Annotated in this window: 16 protein-coding genes and 1 tRNA gene; 8 read left to right on the top strand and 9 right to left on the bottom strand. The window is 64.7% G+C overall.

Going from position 1 to position 21923, the window contains the following annotated elements; all coding sequences use genetic code 11:
* Positions 1–53: 53 nt before the first annotated feature.
* Both ACR9YP_RS40150 and gltB read right to left on the bottom strand, forming a co-directional pair.
* Positions 54–1505: a glutamate synthase subunit beta gene (locus ACR9YP_RS40150; protein WP_474218677.1), complete on the bottom strand. Its 1452-nt coding sequence runs from the start codon at positions 1503–1505 to the stop codon at positions 54–56.
* Between the two features lie 144 nt (positions 1506–1649).
* On the bottom strand, positions 1650–6383 hold the full coding sequence (gltB, locus tag ACR9YP_RS40145; protein WP_474218676.1) for a glutamate synthase large subunit: 4734 nt from the start codon (positions 6381–6383) through the stop codon (positions 1650–1652).
* A 491-nt stretch (positions 6384–6874) separates the two neighbouring features.
* Between gltB and ACR9YP_RS40140 the strand changes: the two genes are divergently transcribed.
* The gene (locus ACR9YP_RS40140) at positions 6875–7618 is read left to right on the top strand and encodes a hypothetical protein (protein WP_438105515.1); all 744 of its coding nucleotides are present in this window, start codon (positions 6875–6877) and stop codon (positions 7616–7618) included.
* Positions 7619–7860: 242 nt separating this feature from the next.
* Here the strand turns inward: ACR9YP_RS40140 and ACR9YP_RS40135 are convergent, their stop codons facing one another.
* Positions 7861–8325, bottom strand: coding sequence for an Hsp20 family protein (locus ACR9YP_RS40135; RefSeq protein WP_165405838.1), 465 nt, complete (start codon positions 8323–8325; stop codon positions 7861–7863).
* 207 nt (positions 8326–8532) lie between these two features.
* Between ACR9YP_RS40135 and ACR9YP_RS40130 the strand changes: the two genes are divergently transcribed.
* A complete protein-coding gene (locus tag ACR9YP_RS40130; RefSeq protein WP_474218675.1) occupies positions 8533–9480 on the top strand; it encodes an alpha/beta fold hydrolase in 948 nt (315 codons plus the stop codon).
* Between the two features lie 248 nt (positions 9481–9728).
* On the opposite strand, the gene ACR9YP_RS40125 is transcribed toward ACR9YP_RS40130, so the two are convergent.
* Positions 9729–12539: a di-heme-cytochrome C peroxidase gene (locus tag ACR9YP_RS40125; RefSeq protein WP_474218674.1), complete on the bottom strand. Its 2811-nt coding sequence runs from the start codon at positions 12537–12539 to the stop codon at positions 9729–9731.
* A 184-nt stretch (positions 12540–12723) separates the two neighbouring features.
* A complete protein-coding gene (locus ACR9YP_RS40120; RefSeq protein ID WP_438105514.1) occupies positions 12724–14520 on the bottom strand; it encodes an adenylate/guanylate cyclase domain-containing protein in 1797 nt (598 codons plus the stop codon).
* A gap of 211 nt (positions 14521–14731) precedes the next feature.
* On the opposite strand from ACR9YP_RS40120, the gene ACR9YP_RS40115 reads away from it, so the two are divergent.
* Positions 14732–15364: a LysE family translocator gene (locus ACR9YP_RS40115; protein ID WP_438105513.1), complete on the top strand. Its 633-nt coding sequence runs from the start codon at positions 14732–14734 to the stop codon at positions 15362–15364.
* Between the two features lie 86 nt (positions 15365–15450).
* Here the strand turns inward: ACR9YP_RS40115 and ACR9YP_RS40110 are convergent, their stop codons facing one another.
* Positions 15451–16203 (bottom strand): sulfite exporter TauE/SafE family protein, encoded by a 753-nt coding sequence (locus tag ACR9YP_RS40110; RefSeq protein WP_474218673.1) that lies wholly within the window; start codon positions 16201–16203, stop codon positions 15451–15453.
* Between the two features lie 174 nt (positions 16204–16377).
* Between ACR9YP_RS40110 and ACR9YP_RS40105 the strand changes: the two genes are divergently transcribed.
* Positions 16378–17268 (top strand): LysR substrate-binding domain-containing protein, encoded by an 891-nt coding sequence (locus ACR9YP_RS40105; protein WP_474218672.1) that lies wholly within the window; start codon positions 16378–16380, stop codon positions 17266–17268.
* Between the two features lie 182 nt (positions 17269–17450).
* On the opposite strand, the gene ACR9YP_RS40100 is transcribed toward ACR9YP_RS40105, so the two are convergent.
* Together ACR9YP_RS40100 and hisN are read right to left on the bottom strand one after the other, a co-directional pair.
* Positions 17451–18428, bottom strand: coding sequence for a Bug family tripartite tricarboxylate transporter substrate binding protein (locus ACR9YP_RS40100; protein ID WP_474218671.1), 978 nt, complete (start codon positions 18426–18428; stop codon positions 17451–17453).
* Between the two features lie 21 nt (positions 18429–18449).
* Positions 18450–19232, bottom strand: coding sequence for a histidinol-phosphatase (gene hisN, locus ACR9YP_RS40095; protein ID WP_128931303.1), 783 nt, complete (start codon positions 19230–19232; stop codon positions 18450–18452).
* On the opposite strand from hisN, the gene ACR9YP_RS40090 reads away from it, so the two are divergent.
* Positions 19204–19470, top strand: coding sequence for a hypothetical protein (locus tag ACR9YP_RS40090; RefSeq protein WP_474218670.1), 267 nt, complete (start codon positions 19204–19206; stop codon positions 19468–19470). The genes hisN and ACR9YP_RS40090 overlap by 29 nt on opposite strands.
* A gap of 287 nt (positions 19471–19757) precedes the next feature.
* Here ACR9YP_RS40090 and ACR9YP_RS40085 read toward each other — a convergent pair whose 3' ends face one another.
* Positions 19758–20648 (bottom strand): N-formylglutamate amidohydrolase, encoded by an 891-nt coding sequence (locus ACR9YP_RS40085; protein ID WP_474218669.1) that lies wholly within the window; start codon positions 20646–20648, stop codon positions 19758–19760.
* 331 nt (positions 20649–20979) lie between these two features.
* Here ACR9YP_RS40085 and cpdR point away from each other — a divergent pair, with 331 nt between their 5' ends.
* The 3 genes from cpdR (at position 20980) to ACR9YP_RS40070 (ending at position 21917) form a co-directional block, all read left to right on the top strand.
* Positions 20980–21339 (top strand): cell cycle two-component system response regulator CpdR, encoded by a 360-nt coding sequence (cpdR, locus tag ACR9YP_RS40080; RefSeq protein WP_007597092.1) that lies wholly within the window; start codon positions 20980–20982, stop codon positions 21337–21339.
* 74 nt (positions 21340–21413) lie between these two features.
* Positions 21414–21488: transfer RNA gene (locus tag ACR9YP_RS40075), tRNA-Val, on the top strand.
* Positions 21489–21689: 201 nt separating this feature from the next.
* Complete coding sequence (locus ACR9YP_RS40070; protein ID WP_474218668.1) at positions 21690–21917, top strand: hypervirulence associated TUDOR domain-containing protein; 228 nt, start codon at positions 21690–21692, stop codon at positions 21915–21917.
* Positions 21918–21923 lie beyond the last annotated feature (6 nt).

Here is a 21923-nt window from a genome sequence, read left to right as displayed (position 1 = left end):
GCCCTGGATAGATTCCGCGGTATGGGTCCTGGCTTTCGCCAGGACGACAGCTGCTACCGCGGCAAATCCGTCTTCCCCATCAGGAACGTATCGATCGACTGTGCGCACAGCCGCCCCTCGCGGATGGCCCACACCACCAGCGACTGGCCGCGGCGCATGTCGCCGGCGGAGAACACGTTCGGGCGCGAGGTCTGGTAATCGAGCGTGTTGGCCTTGACGTTGCCGCGCGGGTCGAGGTCGACGGCGAGCATCTTGAGCAGGCCCTCGTGCACGGGATGGACGAAGCCCATCGCGAGCAGGACGAGCTCGGCGTCGAGCTCGAACTCGGTGCCGGCAATCGGCTTGAACTTGTCGTCGACGCGCACGCAGTGCAGCTTCTTGACCTTGCCGTTCTCGCCGGAAAACTTCTGCGTCAGCACGGCGTATTCGCGGATCGCGCCTTCGGCCTGGCTGGAGGACGTCCGCATCTTGAGCGGCCAGTTCGGCCAGGTCAGGCCCTTGTTCTCGCGCTCAGGGGGAGCGGGCATGATCTCGAGCTGGGTCACCGACAGCGCGCCCTGGCGCAGCGAGGTGCCGATGCAGTCGGATCCGGTGTCGCCGCCGCCGATGACGACGACATGCTTGCCGCCGGCCAAGATCTCCTGGACGCCGCCGAGCGGCTCCTCGGAGACGCGGCGGTTCTGCTGCGGCAGGAAGTCCATGGCGTAGTGAATGCCTTGGAGGTCGCGGCCGGGGATCGGCAGGTCGCGCGGAGCTTCCGCGCCGCCGGTCAGGGCGACGGCGTCGTACTCGTTCAGCATCTCGCGCGGATCGACATTGCCGTCAGCGCCGACATGGCTGTTGTAGTGGAAGGTGACGCCCTCGGCTTCCATCTGCTTGACGCGGCGGTCGATGATGCCCTTCTCCATCTTGAAGTCGGGGATGCCGTAGCGCAGCAGGCCACCGGCCTTGGCGTACTTCTCGAACAGATGCACGTCGTGGCCGGCGCGGGCGAGCTGCTGCGCGCAGGCCATGCCGGCGGGACCCGAGCCGATCACCGCGACCTTCTTGCCGGTCTTCTCGGTCGCCACTTCCGGCTTCAGCCAGCCATTGTCCCAGGCGCGGTCGACGATCGCGCATTCGATGGTCTTGATGGTGACGGGGTTGTCGTCGATGTTGAGCGTGCAGGACGCTTCGCACGGCGCCGGGCAGATGCGTCCCGTGAACTCCGGGAAATTGTTGGTCGAGTGCAGGTTGCGCGAGGCTTCTTGCCAGTTGTCCTGATAGACGAGATCGTTCCAGTCCGGGATCTGGTTGTTGACCGGGCAGCCGGGCGTGCCAGGCGCGACCGAGCCGGTGCCGTGGCAATAGGGAATGCCGCAGTTCATGCAGCGCGCGGCCTGGTCGCGCACCTCCCTCTCGGAAAGGGGAACGACGAACTCGTTGTAATGCTTCACGCGCTCGGCGACCGGGGTGTACTTGCGGTCATGCCGTTCGATTTCGAGAAAACCCGTGATCTTGCCCATTAAACCCGTAGTCCCTGCCGGCTAATTCGTCTGTTGTTTCCTCAACCGTCATTGCGAGGAGCAAAGCGACGAAGCAATCCAGTCTGCATCAAGGAAGAAAGTCTGGATTGCTTCGCTTCGCTCGCAATGACGGGGTGTGATGCCTTACGCCCCGATCGCGATCTTCGGCTCGGCGTCCGCGTTGGCGGCCATTTCGCGCAGCGCGCGCCGGTACTCGACCGGCATCACCTTGCGGAATTTGGGCAGCCAGTCCTTCCAATTGGCCAGGATGTCGGCGGCGCGCTTGGAGCCGGTCGCCTTGGCATGGCGCGAGATCAGCACGTGCAGCCGCTCGACGTCGGAGGCGAGCAGGTTCTTGAACACGTCGACCCGGCCGTGCGCCTCGAGGTCACCGAACTGGTTGTAGGCGCTCTGGGCGATCATCTCTTCCGACAGCACCGGCTCGAGCTCGACCATCGACAGGTTGCACAGCCGGTCGAAATCGCCGGCCTCGTCCAGCACATAGGCGATGCCGCCGGACATGCCGGCCGCGAAGTTGCGCCCGGTCTTGCCGAGCACGACGACGATGCCGCCGGTCATGTATTCACAGCAATGATCGCCCGCGCCCTCGACCACCGCCACCGCCCCCGAATTGCGCACGGCAAAGCGCTCGCCGGCGATGCCGCGGAAGTAGCACTCGCCCTCGATAGCGCCGTACATCACGGTGTTGCCGACGATGATGCTCTCTTCCGGCACGATCGCAGAGTTCTTCGGTGGCTTGACGATGATCTTGCCGCCCGAGAGGCCCTTGCCGACATAGTCGTTGCCCTCACCCTCGAGCTCGAAGGTGACGCCGTGGGCGAGCCAGGCGCCGAACGCCTGGCCGGCGGTGCCCTTGAGGCTGACATGGATGGTGTCGTGCGGCAGACCGGCATGGCCGTAGATCTTGGCGACCGCACCCGACAGCATGGCGCCGGCGGAACGGTTGGTGCTGTTGATCGCAGCTTCGATTTTGACCGGCGCGCCGCGGTCGAGCGCAGGCGTCGCCTTCTCGATCAGCGTGCGGTCGAGTACCGCCTCCAGATGATGGTTCTGACGCTCGGAGTGATAGATCTTCTGGCCCTTCTCTTCCTTCTGCTTGACGAACAGCTTTGAGAAGTCGAGGCCCTTGGCCTTCCAATGCGCGACCAGCCTGGTCTGGTCGAGCAGCTGCACCTGGCCGACCATCTCGTTGAAGGTGCGGAAGCCGAGCGAAGCCATGATCTCGCGGACTTCCTCCGCGACGAAGAAGAAGTAGTTGATCACGTGCTCGGGCTGACCGGTGAAGCGCTTGCGCAGCACCGGATCCTGCGTCGCGACGCCGACCGGGCAGGTGTTGAGATGACATTTGCGCATCATGATGCAGCCGGCCGCGATCAAGGGCGCAGTGGCGAAGCCGAACTCGTCGGCACCCAGCAGCGCGCCGATCACGACGTCGCGTCCGGTGCGGAAGCCGCCGTCGACCTGGACCACGATGCGGCTGCGCAGCCGCTCGCGCACCAGCGTCTGGTGGGTCTCGGCGAGGCCGATCTCCCAGGGTGAGCCGGCATGCTTGATCGAGGTCAGCGGCGAAGCGCCGGTGCCGCCCTCGAAACCCGCGATGGTGACATGGTCGGCGCGCGCCTTGGCGACGCCCGCAGCCACGGTGCCGACGCCGATCTCGGAGACGAGCTTGACCGAGACGTCGCCAGTCGGGTTGACGTTCTTGAGGTCGTAGATGAGCTGCGCCAGATCCTCGATCGAGTAGATGTCGTGGTGCGGCGGCGGTGAGATCAGGCCGACGCCCGGCGTCGAATGCCGGACCTTGGCGATGGTCGCGTCGACCTTGTGGCCGGGCAGCTGGCCGCCTTCGCCGGGCTTGGCGCCCTGCGCCATCTTGATCTGCATCATGTCGGAGTTGACGAGATACTCCGTGGTGACGCCGAAGCGGCCCGAGGCGACCTGCTTGATCGCCGAGCGCATGGAATCGCCGTTCGGCATCGGCTTGAAGCGGTCGGCTTCCTCGCCGCCTTCGCCGGTGTTCGACTTGCCGCCGATCCGGTTCATGGCGATCGCGAGCGTGGTGTGCGCCTCGCGCGAGATCGAGCCGAAGCTCATCGCGCCCGTGGCGAAGCGCTTGACGATCTCCTTGGCCGGCTCGACCTGGTCGAGCGGGATCGGCTTGCGCTTCTCCTCCTCCGCGTTCTTGAGCCGGAACAGGCCGCGCAGCGTCAAAAGGCGCTCCGACTGCTCGTTGAGGATTTTGGCGAAGGCGCGGTAGCGCTCCTGCGAATTGCCGCGCGCGGCGTGCTGGAGCAGCGACACCGACTCGGCGGTCCAGGCATGGTCCTCGCCGCGGCTGCGATAGGCATATTCGCCGCCGACGTCGAGCGCGCTCTTGTAGACCTGAGCCTCGCCGAATGCGTCGGCATGACGGCGCACCGCCTCTTCCGCGATCTCGGCAAGACCGACGCCCTCGACGCGGGTGTGCGTGCCGGCGAAGAACTTTGCGACGAAATCCGCTTTGAGGCCGACCGCGTCAAAGATCTGCGCGCCGCAATAGGATTGGTAGGTCGAGATGCCCATCTTGGACATCACCTTGAGCAGGCCCTTGCCGATCGACTTGATGTAGCGCTTGACGATCTCGTAATCGTCGAGCGAGCCGGGCAGCCGGTCCTTCATCGCGATGATGGTCTCGAACGCGAGGTAGGGATTGATCGCTTCAGCACCGTAGCCGGCAAGGCAGGCGAAGTGATGCACTTCGCGCGGCTCGCCGGATTCGACGACGAGGCCGACCGAGGTGCGCAGGCCGGTGCGGATCAGGTGATGATGCACGGCGGCGCAGGCCAGCAGCGACGGGATCGGCACCCGGTCGGTGCCGACCATGCGGTCGGACAGGATGATGATGTTGACGCCCTCGCGCACTGCGCTTTCGGCGCGCGCGCAGAGTTCGTCGAGCACCTGGTCCATGCCGGCCGCGCCGAGACCGGCGTGGAAGGTGGTGTCGAGCGTGCGCGACTTAAAGTGCGTGTCGGCCACCTCCGAGATCGAGCGGATCTTTTCCAGATCCGCGTCCGTCAGGATCGGCTGGCGCACTTCGAGGCGGTTGGTCGTGGCCATTCCTTGCAGATCGAACAGGTTCGGTCGCGGCCCGATGATGGAGACCAGGCTCATCACCAGCTCCTCGCGGATCGGATCGATCGGCGGGTTGGTGACCTGCGCGAAGTTCTGCTTGAAGTAGGTGAACAGCGGCTTGGCCTTGTGCGACAGCGCCGAGATCGGCGTGTCGTTGCCCATCGAGCCCGCGGCTTCCTCGCCCGTGGCCGCCATCGGCGTCATCAGGATGGTGATGTCTTCCTGGCTGTAGCCGAACGCCTGCTGGCGATCGAGCAGGGACAGGTTGGAGCGCACGCCGGTGATCGGCACCTTCGGCAGCTCTTCCAGCACGATCTGGGTCCGCTCCAGCCACTCCTTGTAGGGATGGCTCTTGGCGAGTTCGGCCTTGATCTCGTCGTCCGGAATCAGGCGGCCCTGCTCGAGATCGACCAGCAGCATCTTGCCGGGCTGCAAGCGCCACTTGGTGATGATCTGGTCCTCAGGGATCGTCAGCACGCCCATCTCGGACGCCATCACGATGCGGTCGTCCTTGGTGACGAGATAGCGCGCGGGCCGCAGGCCATTGCGGTCGAGCGTGGCGCCAATCTGGCGGCCGTCGGTAAAGGCGATCGCGGCGGGACCGTCCCACGGCTCCATCAGCGCGGCGTGATATTCGTAGAAGGCGCGGCGCTTCTCATCCATCAAGGGATTGCCGGCCCACGCCTCCGGAATCATCATCATGACGGCGTGCGGCAGCGAGTAGCCGCCCTGCACCAGAAATTCGAGCGCGTTGTCGAAGCAGGCGGTGTCCGACTGTCCCTCGTAGGAGATCGGCCAGAGCCGGTTGATCTCCTTGCCGTAGAGCTCGGAGCTCACCGAAGCCTGGCGCGCCGCCATCCAGTTGGTGTTACCGCGCAGCGTGTTGATCTCGCCGTTATGCGCGATCATGCGATAGGGATGCGCCAGCGACCAGGCCGGGAAGGTATTGGTCGAGAAGCGCTGGTGAACGAGTGCGAGCGCGCTCTCAAAGTCCTTTTCGTGCAAATCCGGATAGTACTTGCCGAGCTGGTCGGCCAGGAACATGCCCTTGTAGATCACGGTGCGGCACGACATCGAGCACGGATAGTAGCCCGCAAGGCCGCGGTCGCGGCGCAGGTAAATCGCCTGCGAGATCGACTTGCGCAGGATGTAGAGCCGGCGCTCGAACTCGTCCTCGGTCTTGGCGGTGCCGTTGCGGCCGATGAACACCTGCATGCAGGCGGGCTCGGTCGGCTTCACGGTGACGCCGAGAGAGGAGTTGTCGGTCGGCACGTCGCGCCAGCCCAGCAGGGTCAGGCCCTCTTCCTTGATCTGGTCGGCGATGATGCTCTTGATGACGTTGCGCCAGGCGGTGTCGCGCGGCATGAACAGCGCGCCGACGGCGTATTCGCCGGGCGCCGGCAGCTTGAAGCCGAGCTCCCCGGCCTTGCGGCTGAAGAAGGCGTGCGGGATCTGCACCAAAATGCCGGCACCGTCACCGGCGCGCGGGTCGGCGCCGACCGCGCCGCGATGCTCGAGATTGCAGAGGATGCTGAGCGCGTCCGAGACGATCTCGCGCGACTTCTTGCCTTTGATGTTGGCGATGAAGCCGACGCCGCAGGAATCCTTCTCGAGGGCGGGATCGTAAAGGCCTTCGGCTTTGGGGCGCGAATTGTGCTCCTGAATCGGATCGGTCGTTTTCGAGGCGACCGTCGCCGACAGCTGTTCTGCCACGATGTTTGCGCGCTCGAATTGCGACCCGTTCATTGTCCTGTCCTCTCCATGCGGCAAGGTGCCTCACCGCCATCTTCGGCGCACCTTGGGCGTTCCGCGGCACCCGCCTCTGGGTCACCGCTCGTCCGCTGCGAGCCGCATTTTCTTAAATTCAGGCCTAGGCGTTCTTCGTCCCCGAGAACGGCTTGGCCTGGTACCTTCCCGGCGCTCGAGAGCACCAGTTCTCGCTGCAATCCCTATGCCGGAACCGCAAGCAAAAATTGAGACAGCTTTCCTGTCCTAACCATCACCTTGCCAAATTTTTGTCTAGCACACAAGCGCGCGGAAGTCCCGATTCCCGATATGTCAATCAATCGCTTTCCAAAAGTTGCGCAGCCCCGGTTTTGAAGCAAACGCGCCCTGATCCGGCCCCGCGGGCGCCGAAATCCCCAATGAAGCTTCGGATCAACCCTTCGGAAGGCGCGCCACGCCGCGAGAAGCGAAAGAGGGCGGCCATCGGAGGGCCTGACAGGAGCGTCTCGACCATGAAGTTTTTCACAGGATGTGTGGCTGCCGCCGCGCTGGTGCTGGCTGCAAGTGCGGGGCACGCGCAGGTCCCCGCCAACGGTATCGCGAGAGGGGCCGTTATCGGAGTGTCGGATTTCGACGGGCCCTACGCGCCGCCAGAGGCCGCGCCGCCCCCGCCGCCGCGTTACGGCTACGAGGAGCGCGGTCCGGCCCCGGGGCTGCTGCCGTCGACTGAGGTCTATGCGGTGCTGCGCGAAAATGGCTTCTCGCCGCTCGGCATCCCGCGCCTGCGCGGCAGCGTCTACACCATTGCGGTGATCGACCATCGTGGCGACGATGGCCGGCTGGTGATCGACGCTCGCGACGGGCGGATCATCCGCTTCATGCCCGCCGCTGACGCCTACGGCATGGCGCCCGCCGATGACGAGCGCGCGGTCGCGCCTTACGGCCCGCAAAGCGCGCTGCCGCCGCCGACCGTGATTCGCAGCAGCCCGCCGCGCCCGCCGGCTTCAATCCCGCATGTGGCAAGCCGCGCCGTGCCGCTGCCCAAGGCCGCCCCGCCGCGCGGGGCTGTGCCGGTGGTAGCGGCGAAGCCGGCCGAACCCGCGCCGCAGCAGGCTCAGGCGCCGCAGGCACAGGCGCAGCAGACCGCGGCCATCCAGGCCAAGCCCGCCGAAGCTACTGCTTCAACCGTCCAGGCCAAACCGGCGGCAACGATCCTGCCGACCCAAGAGATGCCGGCGGCGCAGGGTTTGGAGTAGGCGCGCTTAATTGATGCCTGTGAGGCCGAGCCTCGGGCCACACTCACGGTGTCGTCCTGGCGAAAGCCAGGATCCATACCGCGAGGTCTATCGGTTGGGGTGAGGTGTTCGTACCGAACGACCAGTCTTCGCCAAACGTCTCCCTGGGGTAATGGGTCCTGGCCTTCGCCAGGACGACAGCGCGTAAAAAAACGCCCCGGGGCACCGGGGCGTTTTCGCAACTCGGAAGCGGCGTGAGTGCGTTAGGCGGCTTGCGCCGAGCTCTCGATCACCTGCGCCTTCGGGGCGCTGGTGTTGATCGCGATCTGGCGCGGCTTCTTGGCCTCGGGAATCTCGCGGACGAGGTCAACGTGAAGCAGGCCGTTCTCGAGCGAGGCGTCCTTCACCTGCACGAAATCGGCAAGCTGGAAGGCACGCTCGAAGGCGCGCGCGGCGATGCCGCGGTAGAGCACTTCGGACTTCGAGTTCTCGTTGGCGACTTTCTCGCCCTTGATCGTCAGCGTGTTTTCCTTCGCGACGATGGAGAGCTCGTCCTTGGCGAAGCCGGAGACCGCAACGGTGATGCGGTAGGCGTTCTCGCCGGTGCGCTCGATGTTGTAGGGGGGATAACCGGGGCTGCCGTCCGAGCCGGCCTGGTCGAGCAGGCTAAAGAGGCGGTCGAAGCCGACGGTGGAACGATAGAACGGGGTGAGATCATAGCTACGCATGGTCAAGTCCTCCATTGAGCGACTGTTTGGGTAACCCGCCCGCCAATCGGGCCGGGCTTTCGTCTGTGTGCAGCCTGATGTTCCGGTTCCGAAACACTGGTAGCGGCCTGCACGAAAATGATATGGGTGGAACGAGACGGCGTTCAAGAGGGCGGCATTTGCGCCTTTTCGGCGCTTTAGCCCCTTGATTTGCAGTACTTGCCGCCTATGACGCTGGTCTCGATCCCGTCCAATCCCGTCCCCGAAAACGTCGTCAGCGGCACCATCAAGACCCCCGATGGCGCCGAGCTGCGCTTTGCGCGCTGGGCGCCGCCGGCGGGCCGCAAGGGCACGGTCTGCGTCTTCACCGGGCGCAGCGAGCAGATCGAGAAATATTTCGAGACGGTGCGCGACCTGCGCGACCGCGGCTTTGCGGTGGCGATGATCGACTGGCGCGGGCAGGGCCATTCCTCGCGCCGCCTGCGCGATCCGCGCAAGGGCTATGTGCGCGACTTCGCCGATTTCGAGATCGACGTCGAGACCTTCGTGCAGCAGGTGGTGCTGCCGGATTGTCCGCCGCCGTTCTTCGCGCTCGCCCATTCGATGGGCGGCACGGTGCTGCTGCGGGTCGCGCACGCGGGCAAGCGCTGGTTCGATCGCATGGTGCTGTCGGCGCCGATGATCGACCTGCCTGGCCGCACCACGTCGTTTCCGGCCCGCGCGCTGCTCAAGGCGATGCGCCTGTTCGGGCAGGGCGGCCGTTATGTCCCCGGCGGCAGCAGCCGCATCACCGGGCTCGATCCCTTCATCAACAATCCCCTCACCAGCGATCCCGTGCGCTATGCGCGCAATGCCGCGATCCTGGAGGAGGATCCGACGCTGGGGCTGGCGTCACCGACGGTGGCCTGGGCCGACGCTGCCTTCAGCGCGATGCAAACCTTCAAGCGCCTGAAATATCCGTCAGAGATCCGCCAGCCGATCCTGATGCTGGCTGCCTCCAGCGACACCGTGGTCTCGACCGCCGCGATCGAGGAGTTCGCCTATCATTTGCGCGCCGGCTCGCATCTCGTCATCGCGGGTTCGAAGCACGAGATCCTCCAGGAGCAGGACCGCTACCGCTCCCAGTTCTGGGCCGCCTTCGACGCCTTCGTGCCGGGCACGCCGCTGTTCAAGTGAGGGGTGACGCTGCGGGGAAGGTGGCAGTGGGACTCGCGAAGAGTCCTCATTCTCCGTCATTGCGAGGAGCTCGCGACAAAATTGCGTAGCAATTTTGCGCTGATGCGACGAAGCAATCCAGACTGCCTCCGCGGAGACGGTCTGGATTGCTTCGCTGCGCTCGCAATGACGCGTGGATGCCTGTCCCCGCATCCGCCTTCGCTGAAGCTTCGGCGGACAAGCGCGGGGAGAGGCGAAGGAAAAAGGCGCTACAGCGTCTTCAAATACTCGATCAGGTCGTAACGCTCTTGCTCCTTCAGCACGCGGCCGATGGTGCCGTCCTTGCCCGGCCCCGGCGTGCCGTCGAACGAGTGACCGGCATTGCTGTTGCCGAACAACTCGGTGCCGTCAGACGCCCGCGTCGAGAAGCGCGACTGCCCGGTCTTGCAGCTCTCGCCGTCGGCGACCGCGAAGCCGACCTGCTTCGGATCGTAGTCGCGACCACCACCCATGCAGAACGATTTCGGGCGCTCGGCCGCGGGGCTCAGCATCCAGTAGAGCGAGGGCACCGATCCGTTGTGCAGGTAAGGCGCGGTGGCCCAGACGCCGTTGAGCGGGCGCGCGCGATACCAGGGCCCCCGCTCCTCTTTATCGGGCGGCTGCGGACCGGGATTGGGGCAGTTCTTGCGCTTACCCCACCAGGCTTGCTGAACCTTCGGCTCGATCTTGGCATCGTCCATCGCCTTGCGGGCGACGATGTCCACGAGCACCATCAGGCCGAGCGAGTATGGCATGTCGGTCGAAGAAATATCCGGCAGATTGCAGCTCCACCAGGCATTGAGCTTCTGAGTGGGATCGGGCTGTAGGAAACCCGGCACCTGAACCGTGCGCGTCGCCAGCACGCCGGCCTGAGCCGGGTCGGTCCCCATGCCTTTGGCGCTTTTCTGGACCTCGTTCAGGAATTTGTCGTCGCCGATGGTTTCCCATCGTGAGGAGGACCAGATGCTCTGGGCCGGAAATTCGGCGTCGAACACGGGATCGTTGACCGGCCCGAGATGGCATTCGACGCAGATCTCCGCATAGAGCTTGCGGCCACGTTTGACGCGGTCGCCATCGATCCTCCAGGCATCATCGCCGAAGATATCCGACGGCCATTTCGGCGACGTCAGTCCGGAGAGCTGCTTTTTCGGATAGGGCGGCGACCCCTTCAGCAGATCCTCGATCCAGTTCAGATTCTTGATATCCATCGACGAGCGAAACAGCCTGTCTTTGGGAGTAGTGTCGGACAGATTCAGCAGCGCGGTCACGCCCAGCGCTTCGCCGGCGTTACGGATCAGCGGCTGTTCGATGGACGCGTCATATTGCGCGAATTTGAGCCACGGCACGGTCCAGATCGGCGGGAAGCTGACCGGCGCATCCTTGGCATGCAGATTCTTTTCGAAGCCGCTGAGGCCGCTGAGCGTCATGTCCTGGGCGAACACCTGATTGCCGATGCGGTTGAGCGCGTCGAGACGGCCGTATCCTTCCTCCGTGTCCTGCTGCTTCTCTTGCCGCTTCGTCTTCTCGTTGAACCTCGTCTTGCCGTCGATGGTTTTCGCGTAGGTCTTCTCCCAGTCGATCAGGAACGTGCTGATCGCGCGTAGCTTCTGCTTCAGCGCATCGCGGTCCGCATCGCTGGCGGAGGCGCCGAGCACGCGGTCGGCGAAGCGCGTAAAGCGGCCTGGCACGAACAGCGTGTAGGCGATCGACAGGCCCGTCGTGACCTCGAGCTTCCTCAGGTCGGTCATCGCGGGGCCGCCGTCGAAACGGATGTCGATGCCCTTGTAGTGGATCTGGCCGGTGTGGCAGGCGGCACAGGTCAGGCCGATCCGGTCCTCGCCGATCTGGCCGGTCGCAGGATCGGGGACGCCGGTCATGCGCGCAAAGCCGACGGGCAGGCCGTCGACGTTTTCGGCCTCGGCACCCCAGTTCACCGGCGGATCCCAGAGCCGCGCCGGCACCGGCTTCGTCTTGTCGTAGACGTTGGCATAGCCGAATTGGCGCAGCGTGGCGTCGTCGGTGTTGATCGTCTGCGGGCTCGGGATGAAGCCGAAGCGCTGCAGATGGTCGCTGTCATGCAGCATGCCGGGCTTTGCGAAGAAATGAAGCCGCGGCTGCTCGAGCGCCATGAACCAGCGATAGGGCACCGGGAAGGTCGCGGTGCCCTGGCTGGCGTGATGAAACCAGTGCCGGTCCTCCAGCGCCCAGTTCTGCTCGAGCCAGTACGCGGCCCGGGGTTCGACGTGCTCGGGCAATGGCGGCGCCACCAGGTCCCCGAGAATGCCGGGCAGCATGGGCTGGAATTGATCCGGAAAACGCAGCGCCACGATGCCAAAGACGAGGAGCGCGGCGACGAGTCCGCCGGCAGCGCGCGAGATCAGTGAGGGCGGGGTGACGGGCTGGCTGACAACTCGCTGGGTGATCCTGTCAGGGAATTTGCGCTCGTTGAACAATGTCCTCACCTCGGCCACGCTGAGATAGCGGTCATCACCCTGACCCTTGCCCATGATCTTGAGCAGGATCGGCCATTCGAACTTCATCAGGATCGGGTAGTACCAGCGCGATTGATTGCCAGCGCGCTTGAGGTTGTCCTTCATGAAGGTCTGGATTTGCGAGGCGTTGAGCCCGGTCTCGGTGCCGGCGCCATCGGGATCGGTATAGGTGCCGCCGAAACTGGCGAGCCGCGCGATCTCGTCCTCGTTGACGCGACCGTCGACGCCGAGGATGCGCGAGCCGGCACCGAGCTTGTCGAGCGGGCCGCCGCGCAACATATTGAGCTGCGCGCCCCAAAAGATGCTTTGCAGGATGTGACAGGCGCCGTTGGCAATCAGCGCGACGCCGCGGACCTGGATGCGGGCCGAAATCTTCTTCACCCCCGTCTCGCCGCTTGCATTCGCGATGGTCTGTGACAGCGTCCGGAGCGGGACGGTCCCGCCATCGACGAAGCCTTCGCCGACGAGGCCGCGCAGGAATGGACAGGGATTGTTCGGCGAGACCTGAATCGAGGGGTCGAAGGGCGGCTTCGAAGCGCGGTCATGCATGGCCCAAATCCTGAAAACAGCGAATCGCAAAAAAGACGCGCCGATCAAGCGCGGAAAGTCCTAACAAATCGACAGCAGACTATACTACTTCAGCGTGTGATGAAGTGTGGCTGATTTCACTGTCCTGTCAACAACAGCGGGCGCGAGCAGCTTGCCGCGAAGGGCGGGACCGCAGCAGGCCCGTTCAGGACTCGGCTGCGCGTTTGACGTCGCTCTGCACCAGGGTCAGCTTGCCGAGCGGCACGCCGGCCTTCAGCAGACCCTCGCGGTAATGGGCGATGTCCTCGGGCCGCTTCCAGTGGAAGTTGCGCAAGTGCCTGTCGGCATTCAGGGTTGGATAATTCCCCATCAGCACGCCGACGGCCTCGCTCGCCTCGCCGCTTCGTCCCATTTGAGCCAATGCCGCGGCGCGGATCGCCAGCGCCTGCATGTGGTTCGGGTTGATGTAGAGCTGCTCGCGGGCCCATGACAGGGTCGCGTCATATTGGCGCAACAGGTAGTGACTGAAGGCGTTCAGCGCCGCCCATTGGTAGCGCGGGTCGCTGTTGTCGCGCTGCGCCGCCATCGAGAACAGCTCGATCGCCTCGCGGTGCTCGCCGATGACGAAATGGCAGATGCCGAGCACGCCGCGCGCGCCGTTGTCGTAGGGGTTGAGCGCGACCGCGCGCTTGGCGGCGTCCATCGCGGCCTCGTAATGCCCTTCCATCGCATGGGCCCAGGACAGGATCGAAAACGCGAAGGAGGAACGCGGGTCGAGCCTGACGCTGGTCTCGGCGAGGTTCATCGCCTCGGCCCACATCTCCCGCGTGCCCTTGATCCAGCCGAACTGGATGCTCTGGATCTGGATCGTGGCGAGATAGGCGTGCGCGATCGACAGCTTGGGATCGAGCCGGATGGCCTCGCGGAACAGGTCGACGGCGGCGGCCAAATCCTCCTTGGTCTGCCGGTAGTAGTGCGACAGCCCCTTGAGGAAGCGGTCCCAGGCGCTCACGTCGGTCGAGAGCCGCGCCGGCGCCGAGGCCTCGGCGCGGACGATCTCGGTGGCGATGGCGGCGGACAGGTTGGTGGTGATCTCGTCCTGCATCGCGAACAGGTCGCCGATGTCGCGGTCGTAGCGGCCGGTCCAGAGCTGCTCGCCGGTCTCCGGCGCGATCAGCTCGGCGGTGACGCGGATCTTGGCGCCGGCGCGTCGCACCGAGCCCTGGATCAGATAGGTGGCGTCGATCTCGCGCGCGATCAGCCGCGTGCTGATGTTCCTGCCCTTGAAAGCGAAGGTCGAGTTGCGGCTGAGCACGCGATAGAAGGATTGCAGCGACAGCGCGTGGATCAAATCCTCGGTCAGGCCGTCGGAGAAATATTCGTCCTGGGCATCGCTGAGATTGGCGAAGGGCAGCACGCCGACGATCGCGGTGCGGTACTGCTGTGAGAGAGCGGACGCCTCCCTCAGCTCGGGCGCGAGTGCCGGCGCGCCCTCGGGCGTCCAGGTCCAGACCCCGACCGCATCCTTGATGTTCTTGAAGCGATGGTTGCCGGCATCGGTGAGCGGCACGGTGAGATGCTTGCTCGCCTCGCGATAGGCCTTGGCCGAGATGGCGAAGCCGCCGGGGCTCGCCACCGATTCCAGGCGGACGGCGATGTTGACATCGTCACCGAACACTTCGTCCTCGTCGGCGATGACGTCGCCCATGTGGATGCCGAGCCGGAACTGCATGGCGCGGTCCGCGGGTAGATGCCGGTTGCGCTCCGCCATCAGCGTCTGCATCGCCATCGCGGCTTCGGTGGCGCCGACGATCGAGGCAAACTCGAGCAGGAAGCCGTCGCCGGTGTTCTTCACGACGCGGCCGCCGTGATTGAGGATGATGGGGTGGATCGCGCTGCGATGGGCCTTGAACGCGGCATGGGTGCCGGCCTCGTCGCTGCCCATCATGCGCGAATAGCCGGCGACATCGGCGCAGACGATGGCAGCCAGACGTCTTTCCATATCCCAGGAGCTCCAACGGATCTGCGACCGGCCACGGCGTGGCCGTCGCCTCGAATCCCGCATTTCAAGAACCCTGCCTTTATAGAGCAGATAAGGCGGCGCGAAAGTATGATCCGCATTGCAAATTCGAGGTAAATCCCACGCATTTGCGGCAGTGGACGGGGAGGGGCGAACCGAATATGCCGCCTCAAGGCCGACGCGGGGACCTCACATGCTGGGCATTCACGAAATCTGGCTCTTCATCCTGTCGGGCGTGCTGCTCAACATCACGCCGGGCCCTGATACCGTCTATGTGATCGGACGCAGCATGCAGATGGGCTGGCGGGGTGGGGCCGCCGCTGTGTTCGGCATCAGTTGCGGCTGCTTTTTCCACGTCACGGCCGCTGCGATCGGCCTTTCGGCCCTGCTGATGGCCTCATCGACCGCGTTTTCGATCCTGAAGCTGGTCGGCGCGGCCTATCTCGTCGTCACAGGACTTCAGATGCTGTGGTCGCGCCCGGCGCTGGCCTCGGCCATCGACGAACCCGTGCGGAGCTCGCTGCGGCGGGTGTTCCTCCAGGGCGTCTTCACCAATGCGCTCAATCCCAAGGTCGCGCTGTTCTTCCTGGCGTTCCTGCCGCAATTCGTCGCAGCCGATGCGCCTCATAAACCGCTCGCCTTCCTGACACTCGGCCTGATCTTCATCGGCACGGGCACGCTGTGGTGCCTGGTGCTGGCCGCGTTCGCGGCCAGGGCCGCCCATCGCTTGCGGCGCTCCGAGGGGGTGATCGCCTGGGTCAACCGCGCGCTCGGCGGCCTCTTCATCTATCTCGGCATCCGCGTCGCCATGCTGGAGACGCGGTAGTCACTATTAGGTGTCGCGGGGGCGCGCACCTCTCCCTACGGGAGAGGTGAACGGAGCGTCACAGCCCATATCGATTTCCTGAGCCTTCAGGCGATTTCCTTCAGCAGCGCGCTGCCGGCGAGATAGAGGCCCAGCAAAATCATCGCGATCAGGAACCAGCGGCGAAACGCTTCCGCCGGCATCCGCGCCCGCACTGACTGGCCGATGAACATGCCGGCAAAGGCCATGGCAAGGCCGACGGCGCCGGGCACGGCATTGGCCGGCGTCAGCAATCCGCCGGCGGTCAGGTTGAAGGCGAGCGCCAGCGTCGCCGTCGTGAAGAACACGCCGAGCGCCTGCACCAACTCGTCCTTCTCCATGCCGATCGCCTGCATGAAAGGCATCGAGGGGATCACCTGCACGCCTGTCGAGGCCGAGATCACACCGGTGACGACACCGACCACGCCGCCGACCCATCTCTCGTTCTCAGGCGCGACGCGGAAGTGGAATTTGTTCAGGCCGATCACGGCGTAGATGACGAGCAGGGCGCCGAGCACGATCGTGCCGTAGCGCGCATGAGGGCCGGTCAGCGCGCCGGCATTGAGCCAGCATCCGATCACGGTGCCGATCATCAGCGGCCACAGCCGCCTCAGGATGTCGCGCAAGTGAGGGCCGACGAAGGTCTGCCAGATGTTGGTGACGATGGCGGGCACGATCACGATGGCGATCGCGCGGCTGGGCGCCATGCTCACCGCGAGCAGGCCGATGGACACGGTTGGCAAACCGAGCCCGACCACGCCCTTGACGAATCCGGCGATCAGGAAGACGGCGGCGATGACAAAGAGGAGCGGGTCGAACATATCTGCACATTGACCGAGGCCGCGCGCCGACACAATCTGGAGGTTACGGAGACAGCCTTCGTTCTGAACGAAGGCTAGGGCATGATCCGGACCCGGAGGGCCGCGTTAGCGCAAAGTGCGCAGCGGTTTTCCGACAAGATCATGCTCAAACAATAAGGTTGAGAGAAACCCGTCATGCGCTTCGATCTCGTCGACCTCCAGCTCTTCATCGCGGTCGCCGACCAGCGCAGCATCACCCGCGGCGCGGAGCGCTCGCACCTGGCGCTGGCCTCGGCCAGCGCGCGCATCAAGGGGCTCGAGGACGCGCTTGGTGTCGCGCTGCTCAAGCGCGGGCGCCGCGGCGTCGAATTGACCGCGGCCGGCGAGAGCCTGCTCGATCACGCGCGCCTCGTCATCCACCAGATCGACGCCATGCGCGGCGATCTCGCCGGCTTTGCCAGCGGCGTGCGCGCCAGCGTGCATTTTCTCGCCAACACCTCAGGGCTCTCGGAGCACCTGCCGAAGGCGCTGGCCGGCTTCCTGCGCGAGCATCGTGACGTCGCGATCGACATCGAGGAGCGCGAGAGCACCGACATCGCGGCGGCGATCACCGCGGGCGCTGCCGATCTCGGCTTTGCCGCCGAGCACGCGCTGCCCGAGCATATCGAGCGTTTCCGCTTCAGCGAGGATCGGTTGACGCTGGTGACGTCGCGCCGCGGCCCGTTCGCCGGCCGTCGCCAGATCGACTTTCAGGAGGCGGGGGCCTGCGACTTCGTCGGCCTGACCAGCGCCACCGCGCTTCAAATGCACATCTCGAAGCACGCGGCCCGGCTCGGCATGCGCCCACATTTCCGCGCGCGCCTGCGCGATTTCGATGCGATCTGCCAGATGGTCGCCGCCGATGTCGGCGTGGCGCTCGTGCCCGAAGCCGCCGCCCGCCGCTGCGCCAAGACGATGCCGATTGCCATGGTCCGCCTGCGCGATGCTTTCGCCAACCGGAAGCTCGTGATCTGCGCGCGCAGCTTCAAGACGCTGCCAAGGCCGGCCAAGATGCTGGTGGAGCATTTAAGGGCGGCGGCGGTGTGAAGGGGCTACGCTTACCCTCCCCTGGAGGGGGAGGGTCGGCTCACATTGAGCGTAGCGAAATGTGAGACGGGGTGGGGTGACGGTCTCTCTGCGTCGGACAGTGGCCGTGTGGAGAGATCACCCCACCCCGCTCGCGCTTCGCGCGATCGACCCTCCCCCTCCAGGGGAGGGTAAGAACAGCGCTACTTCGCCGTCTCGATCCCGGCGTCCTTGATCACCTTCGCCCACTTCTTGGTCTCGTCGGCGATGAAGCTGCGAAAATGCTCGGGCTCATCGCCGATCAGCGTCGCGCCTTGGGCGGCGAGCTTCTCCTTCACCGCCGGATCTGCCATTGCCTTCGTTGCCAGGCCATGCAGCGCGGCGACGATCTCCTTCGGTGTGCCCTTCGGCGCGACCATGCCGTACCAGTTCTCGATGCGCAGCTGCGGCAGGCCCGCTTCCGCCGTGGTCGGCACCTCCGGCGCGGTCGGCGCGCGCTCGGCCGAGCCGACCGCGATCGGCCGCAACGCGCCGGCCTTGACCTGCGGCAACAGCACGGGGAGATCGAGGAACGTCATCTGGACCTGCTGGCCCAACAGATCATTCACCGCCGGCGCTGCGCCGCGATAGGGCACGTGCACGATGTCGATCTTGGCCGTCAGCTTGAACAATTCGCCGGCGAGATGCGGCAGGCTGCCGGGGCCGGAGGAGGCGAAGTTGAGCTTTCCCGGCTGCGCCTTGGCGAGCGCAATCAGCTCGCCGATGTCCTTGACGGGGACATTGGTCGCGACCACCAGCATTTCCGGCACGGTCGCAACCAGCGTCACCGGCGTGAGGTCGGTCAGCGTGTCATAGGCCACCTTCTCCATGCTCGGGCTGATCGCGAGCGCGCCGGCCGAGGAGATCGCGATGGTGTAGCCGTCGGGCGCGGCCTTGGAGACGGCATCCGTGCCGAGCACGCCGCCCTGGCCGCCACGATTGTCGATCACCACCGGCTGTCCTGACAGCTCGGACATGCGCTGGCCGATCACCCGCGCGATGATGTCGTTGGGCCCGCCGGCCGGGAACGGCACGATGAGCTTGATCGGCTTGGCCGGGAAATTCTGCGCTGATGCCAATGACGGCAGCAGCAGGAACAATCCCAAGAACAATTCAACGAGCAGCCTGCGTGAGACGGTCATGCAAGCCCTCCGCTCGCGTTGTTATTGGTTCAAAAGCTTGAGTGCTTCTTCGTGAACCCTGGGGTCGCCGGCCGCGATGATACGGCCGCCCCCCTGGGCCGGCTTGCCTTCCCAGGTGGTGACGACGCCGCCGGCGCCTGTCACGATCGGGATCAGCGCCGCGATATCGTAGGGTTTCAGCTCGGTCTCGACCACGAGGTCGACATGGCCGGCGGCGAGCATGCAATAGGAATAGCAGTCGCCGCCATAGCGCGACAGCCGCGCGCCCTGCTCGATGCGGCCGAAGATGGCGCGGTCGCTCTCGTTCATCAGCAGCGGGCTTGTGGTGTAGGTCGTGGCTTCCGACAGCGAGGCGCAGCGCCGGACCTGGAGCCGGCGTTCGCCGGAGGGGCCCTTGTAATTGGCCGAGCCGTTGTCGCCGGAGAAGCGTTCGCCGATGAAGGGCTGGTGCATCATGCCGAACACCGGCGCGCCCTTGTGCAGCAGCGCGATCAGGGTGCCCCAGATCGGAAAGCCGCCGATGAAGGATTTGGTGCCGTCGATGGGATCGAGCACCCAGACATAGTCGGCGTCGTCGCGCTCATTGCCGAACTCCTCGCCGACGATGCCGTGCTGGGGGAAGCTGGCCTTGATCAGCCGCCGCATCACGGCCTCCGCGGCGCGGTCGGCCTCCGTCACGGGATCGAAATCCTTGGTCTTGCTCTTGTCGTCGACCGACAGCGAGGTGCGGAAGAACGGCAGGATGGTTTCGCCGGAGGCGGTGGCGAGCCGTCCGATGAAGGCGGAGAAGTCGATCACCGTCACGGCGTGTCCTCAAAAGCGAAAGTCGGATGAAGCTCGCTTCTGCCTAGCTCAAATCGGCAGAATCTTGCAGCGCTGTCTTGATTTGCTCCCTGGTATTTTGAATGCCGCAACCGGCTGCCTCATCTCAGTCATCTCCTGGTCAAATATCGATCACAGTGTTGAAAACTTAGTTCCGACCATGCCTCGTTTGTATGCAAACACTTATCAACCCATTGAATTTCCTTATCAAAGAAACTGAATCTGGGTTTCCATGGAAGCAATTGAGCCATGTCCTAATGCATGGGAAATGACTGAAAAGCCCTTGCACTTTGTGCGGCGCGGTCGCATATTGTTGCGGTGCGGTAGCGCTTGGCGTTACCGCTGCCCTCCTTGGGCGTTTCCTCCCTAGACTTGGGCCGCTTCTTCATCAGAAGCGGCCCTTTTTTCTTTGGGCCTCCGTTTTCATTTCAGGGCGCGCAAACTTGCGAAGCGAAAACGCGTTCGCGCCGTTGGCGCGCGGCACTGTCGTCCGAGAGTAAGAGGCGGCTATTCCGCTGCGGCCTGGAACGAGCCGAGATCGCCGAACGGGATCGTGCTCGCCAGCACGTCGGCGAGGATGCCGAAGTCGCTTGCGACTTGCGCAAAGCGCGGACCGCGCTCGCGCCGCCGTTCGTCCATGTAGATCGCGCGATTGAGCTCGAGCTGCACCGCGTGCAGGCCGCTCGCGGGGTTGCCGTAATGCTCGGTGATAAAGCCGCCGGCATAGGGCTTGTTGCGGCCGATCGAATAGCCGAGCCCCGTCATGGTCTCCTCGACGCGGTCGGGAAGCAGCGGCGTGCAGCTCGTGCCGTAGCGGTCGCCGATCACGATATCGGGCCTGCGCGGCTCGTCTCTGCTGACGCCGACCGATGGCATCGAGTGGCAGTCGACCAGCACCACGGTGCCGAACAGCTGGTGCACCTTGTTGATCAGTCGGCGCAGCGCGCGGTGGTAGGGCTTGTACAGCGTCTCGATCCGCCCCAGCGCATCGTCGACCAGGATGCGGTCGCGGTAGATTTCCTGTCCGTCGCCGACCACGCGCGGAATGGTGCCGAGACCGCCGGCGACCCGCATCGAGCGGGTGTTGGCAAAGCTCGGCAGGCGGCCGGTGAACATGCGGGGATCGAGCTCATAGGGCTCGCGGTTGACGTCGACATAGGAGCGGGGAAAGTTGACCCGCACGGTCGGAAAGCCGCGATCGCTCAAATGGCCGATCAGCTCGTCCATGAAGGAATCTTCGGACCGCCGCAGCGTCGGCAGGTCGATCCTGGATGCGCTGAGGAATTGGTCCGGATAGGTCGAGCCGGAATGGGGCGAGTTGAAGATGACCGGGGCACGCCATTGCGCGGGCTCCACGATCTCGAAGGCTGGCGACGTCTCGCCGACAAACCGGGTCATCTTCTCAGGCTTCGTCCCTTCGCGCCGGGATCTGGCATGGTCCAGATCGCATTGATTCGGCCGATCGAGCGGCTCTTATGTGACGTCATTGTCCGGAATCGCAACCATTCTGCCAAGCGAAAAGATGTGATGGGCACTGGAACACGTCTTAACCCTGCGGGCAGCGAGGTGGGGATCTCCGTGCGCGGCTCGATTGATTCGAGCTGCGTTCAGGTTCACAAAGGGCCGGCAGCAGCAGCCGTCTCAGGGTTAAGATTTTCACCCCAAATTTACCCTCTGTCGGGCTTAGTGACCTCTGCTGATATCCTCTGGGGATTCGACGTTTCCTGCCATGCCAAAGATCCTGCTCGCCGAAGACGACAACGACATGCGCCGCTTCCTGGTCAAGGCGCTGGAAAACGCCGGTTTTCAGGTCTCGTCCCATGACAACGGCATGGCCGCCTATCAGCGGTTGCGGGAAGAGCCGTTCGAGATGCTGCTGACCGACATCGTGATGCCGGAGATGGACGGTATCGAGCTCGCCCGCCGCGCCTCGGAACTCGACCCCGACATCAAGATCATGTTCATCACCGGCTTCGCCGCGGTGGCCCTGAACTCGGATTCGGACGCCCCCAAGAACGCCAAGGTGCTGTCCAAGCCCGTCCATCTGCGCGAATTGGTCAGCGAAGTGAACAAGATGCTGGCGGCCTGAATCGGCCCCCTTCCGTCCTTGCGCCGGCTCCCCTGAGCCGTTATAGGGACCCCACCCGATCTAGACGACCTCTAGGGCACGTAGCTCAGCGGGAGAGCACTACCTTGACATGGTAGGGGTCACAGGTTCGATCCCTGTCGTGCCCACCATCCTTCGCTCGCGATAGCAGAGAGAAGGATGCCACGCCGAAGCCCAAAGGGCGCAGGCGGGCTGCCGCCGCGAGCTACGGCTCGGCAAGCCACGATTCAACCAACGCGAAGTGTGTCCGGCGTAGCTCGCAGAGCGTAGACGGACTGGTGCGCCTTGCTCAGTATCCTGGAACGCCGAGACGCCCCCGGCATTGTTCCGCCATGCCGAAGTCCTCCACAAAAACCTTCAAGCGCGGCGACCACGTCAGCTGGAATTCCGAGGCCGGGCGCGTGCGCGGCCATATCCTGCGCGTGCACACGGAGGACGTCGACCACAAGGGCTACGTCCACCACGCCACGCCGGACGACCCGCAATACGAGATCAAGAGCGACAAGACCGACCACGTCGCCCTGCACAAGGGAAAGGCGTTGCGATTGTTGCGGAGTTGAACGTGA

It is taken from the genome of Bradyrhizobium sp. BR14999, assembly GCF_056106085.1.
This window is presented reverse-complemented; position numbering and strand designations above follow the sequence as displayed.

What these genes read in the sequence shown, in the direction of transcription:
- ACR9YP_RS40150 (WP_474218677.1), bottom strand. Translation starts at nt 1,505, where the DNA reads ATGGGCAAGATCACGGGTTTTCTCGAAATCGAACGGCATGACCGCAAG.
- gltB (WP_474218676.1), bottom strand. Translation starts at nt 6,383, where the DNA reads ATGAACGGGTCGCAATTCGAGCGCGCAAACATCGTGGCAGAACAGCTG.
- ACR9YP_RS40140 (WP_438105515.1), top strand. Translation starts at nt 6,875, where the DNA reads ATGAAGTTTTTCACAGGATGTGTGGCTGCCGCCGCGCTGGTGCTGGCT.
- ACR9YP_RS40135 (WP_165405838.1), bottom strand. Translation starts at nt 8,325, where the DNA reads ATGCGTAGCTATGATCTCACCCCGTTCTATCGTTCCACCGTCGGCTTC.
- ACR9YP_RS40130 (WP_474218675.1), top strand. Translation starts at nt 8,533, where the DNA reads ATGACGCTGGTCTCGATCCCGTCCAATCCCGTCCCCGAAAACGTCGTC.
- ACR9YP_RS40125 (WP_474218674.1), bottom strand. Translation starts at nt 12,539, where the DNA reads ATGCATGACCGCGCTTCGAAGCCGCCCTTCGACCCCTCGATTCAGGTC.
- ACR9YP_RS40120 (WP_438105514.1), bottom strand. Translation starts at nt 14,520, where the DNA reads ATGGAAAGACGTCTGGCTGCCATCGTCTGCGCCGATGTCGCCGGCTAT.
- ACR9YP_RS40115 (WP_438105513.1), top strand. Translation starts at nt 14,732, where the DNA reads ATGCTGGGCATTCACGAAATCTGGCTCTTCATCCTGTCGGGCGTGCTG.
- ACR9YP_RS40110 (WP_474218673.1), bottom strand. Translation starts at nt 16,203, where the DNA reads ATGTTCGACCCGCTCCTCTTTGTCATCGCCGCCGTCTTCCTGATCGCC.
- ACR9YP_RS40105 (WP_474218672.1), top strand. Translation starts at nt 16,378, where the DNA reads ATGCGCTTCGATCTCGTCGACCTCCAGCTCTTCATCGCGGTCGCCGAC.
- ACR9YP_RS40100 (WP_474218671.1), bottom strand. Translation starts at nt 18,428, where the DNA reads ATGACCGTCTCACGCAGGCTGCTCGTTGAATTGTTCTTGGGATTGTTC.
- ACR9YP_RS40090 (WP_474218670.1), top strand. Translation starts at nt 19,204, where the DNA reads ATGAAGGCGGAGAAGTCGATCACCGTCACGGCGTGTCCTCAAAAGCGA.
- ACR9YP_RS40085 (WP_474218669.1), bottom strand. Translation starts at nt 20,648, where the DNA reads ATGACCCGGTTTGTCGGCGAGACGTCGCCAGCCTTCGAGATCGTGGAG.
- cpdR (WP_007597092.1), top strand. Translation starts at nt 20,980, where the DNA reads ATGCCAAAGATCCTGCTCGCCGAAGACGACAACGACATGCGCCGCTTC.
- ACR9YP_RS40070 (WP_474218668.1), top strand. Translation starts at nt 21,690, where the DNA reads ATGCCGAAGTCCTCCACAAAAACCTTCAAGCGCGGCGACCACGTCAGC.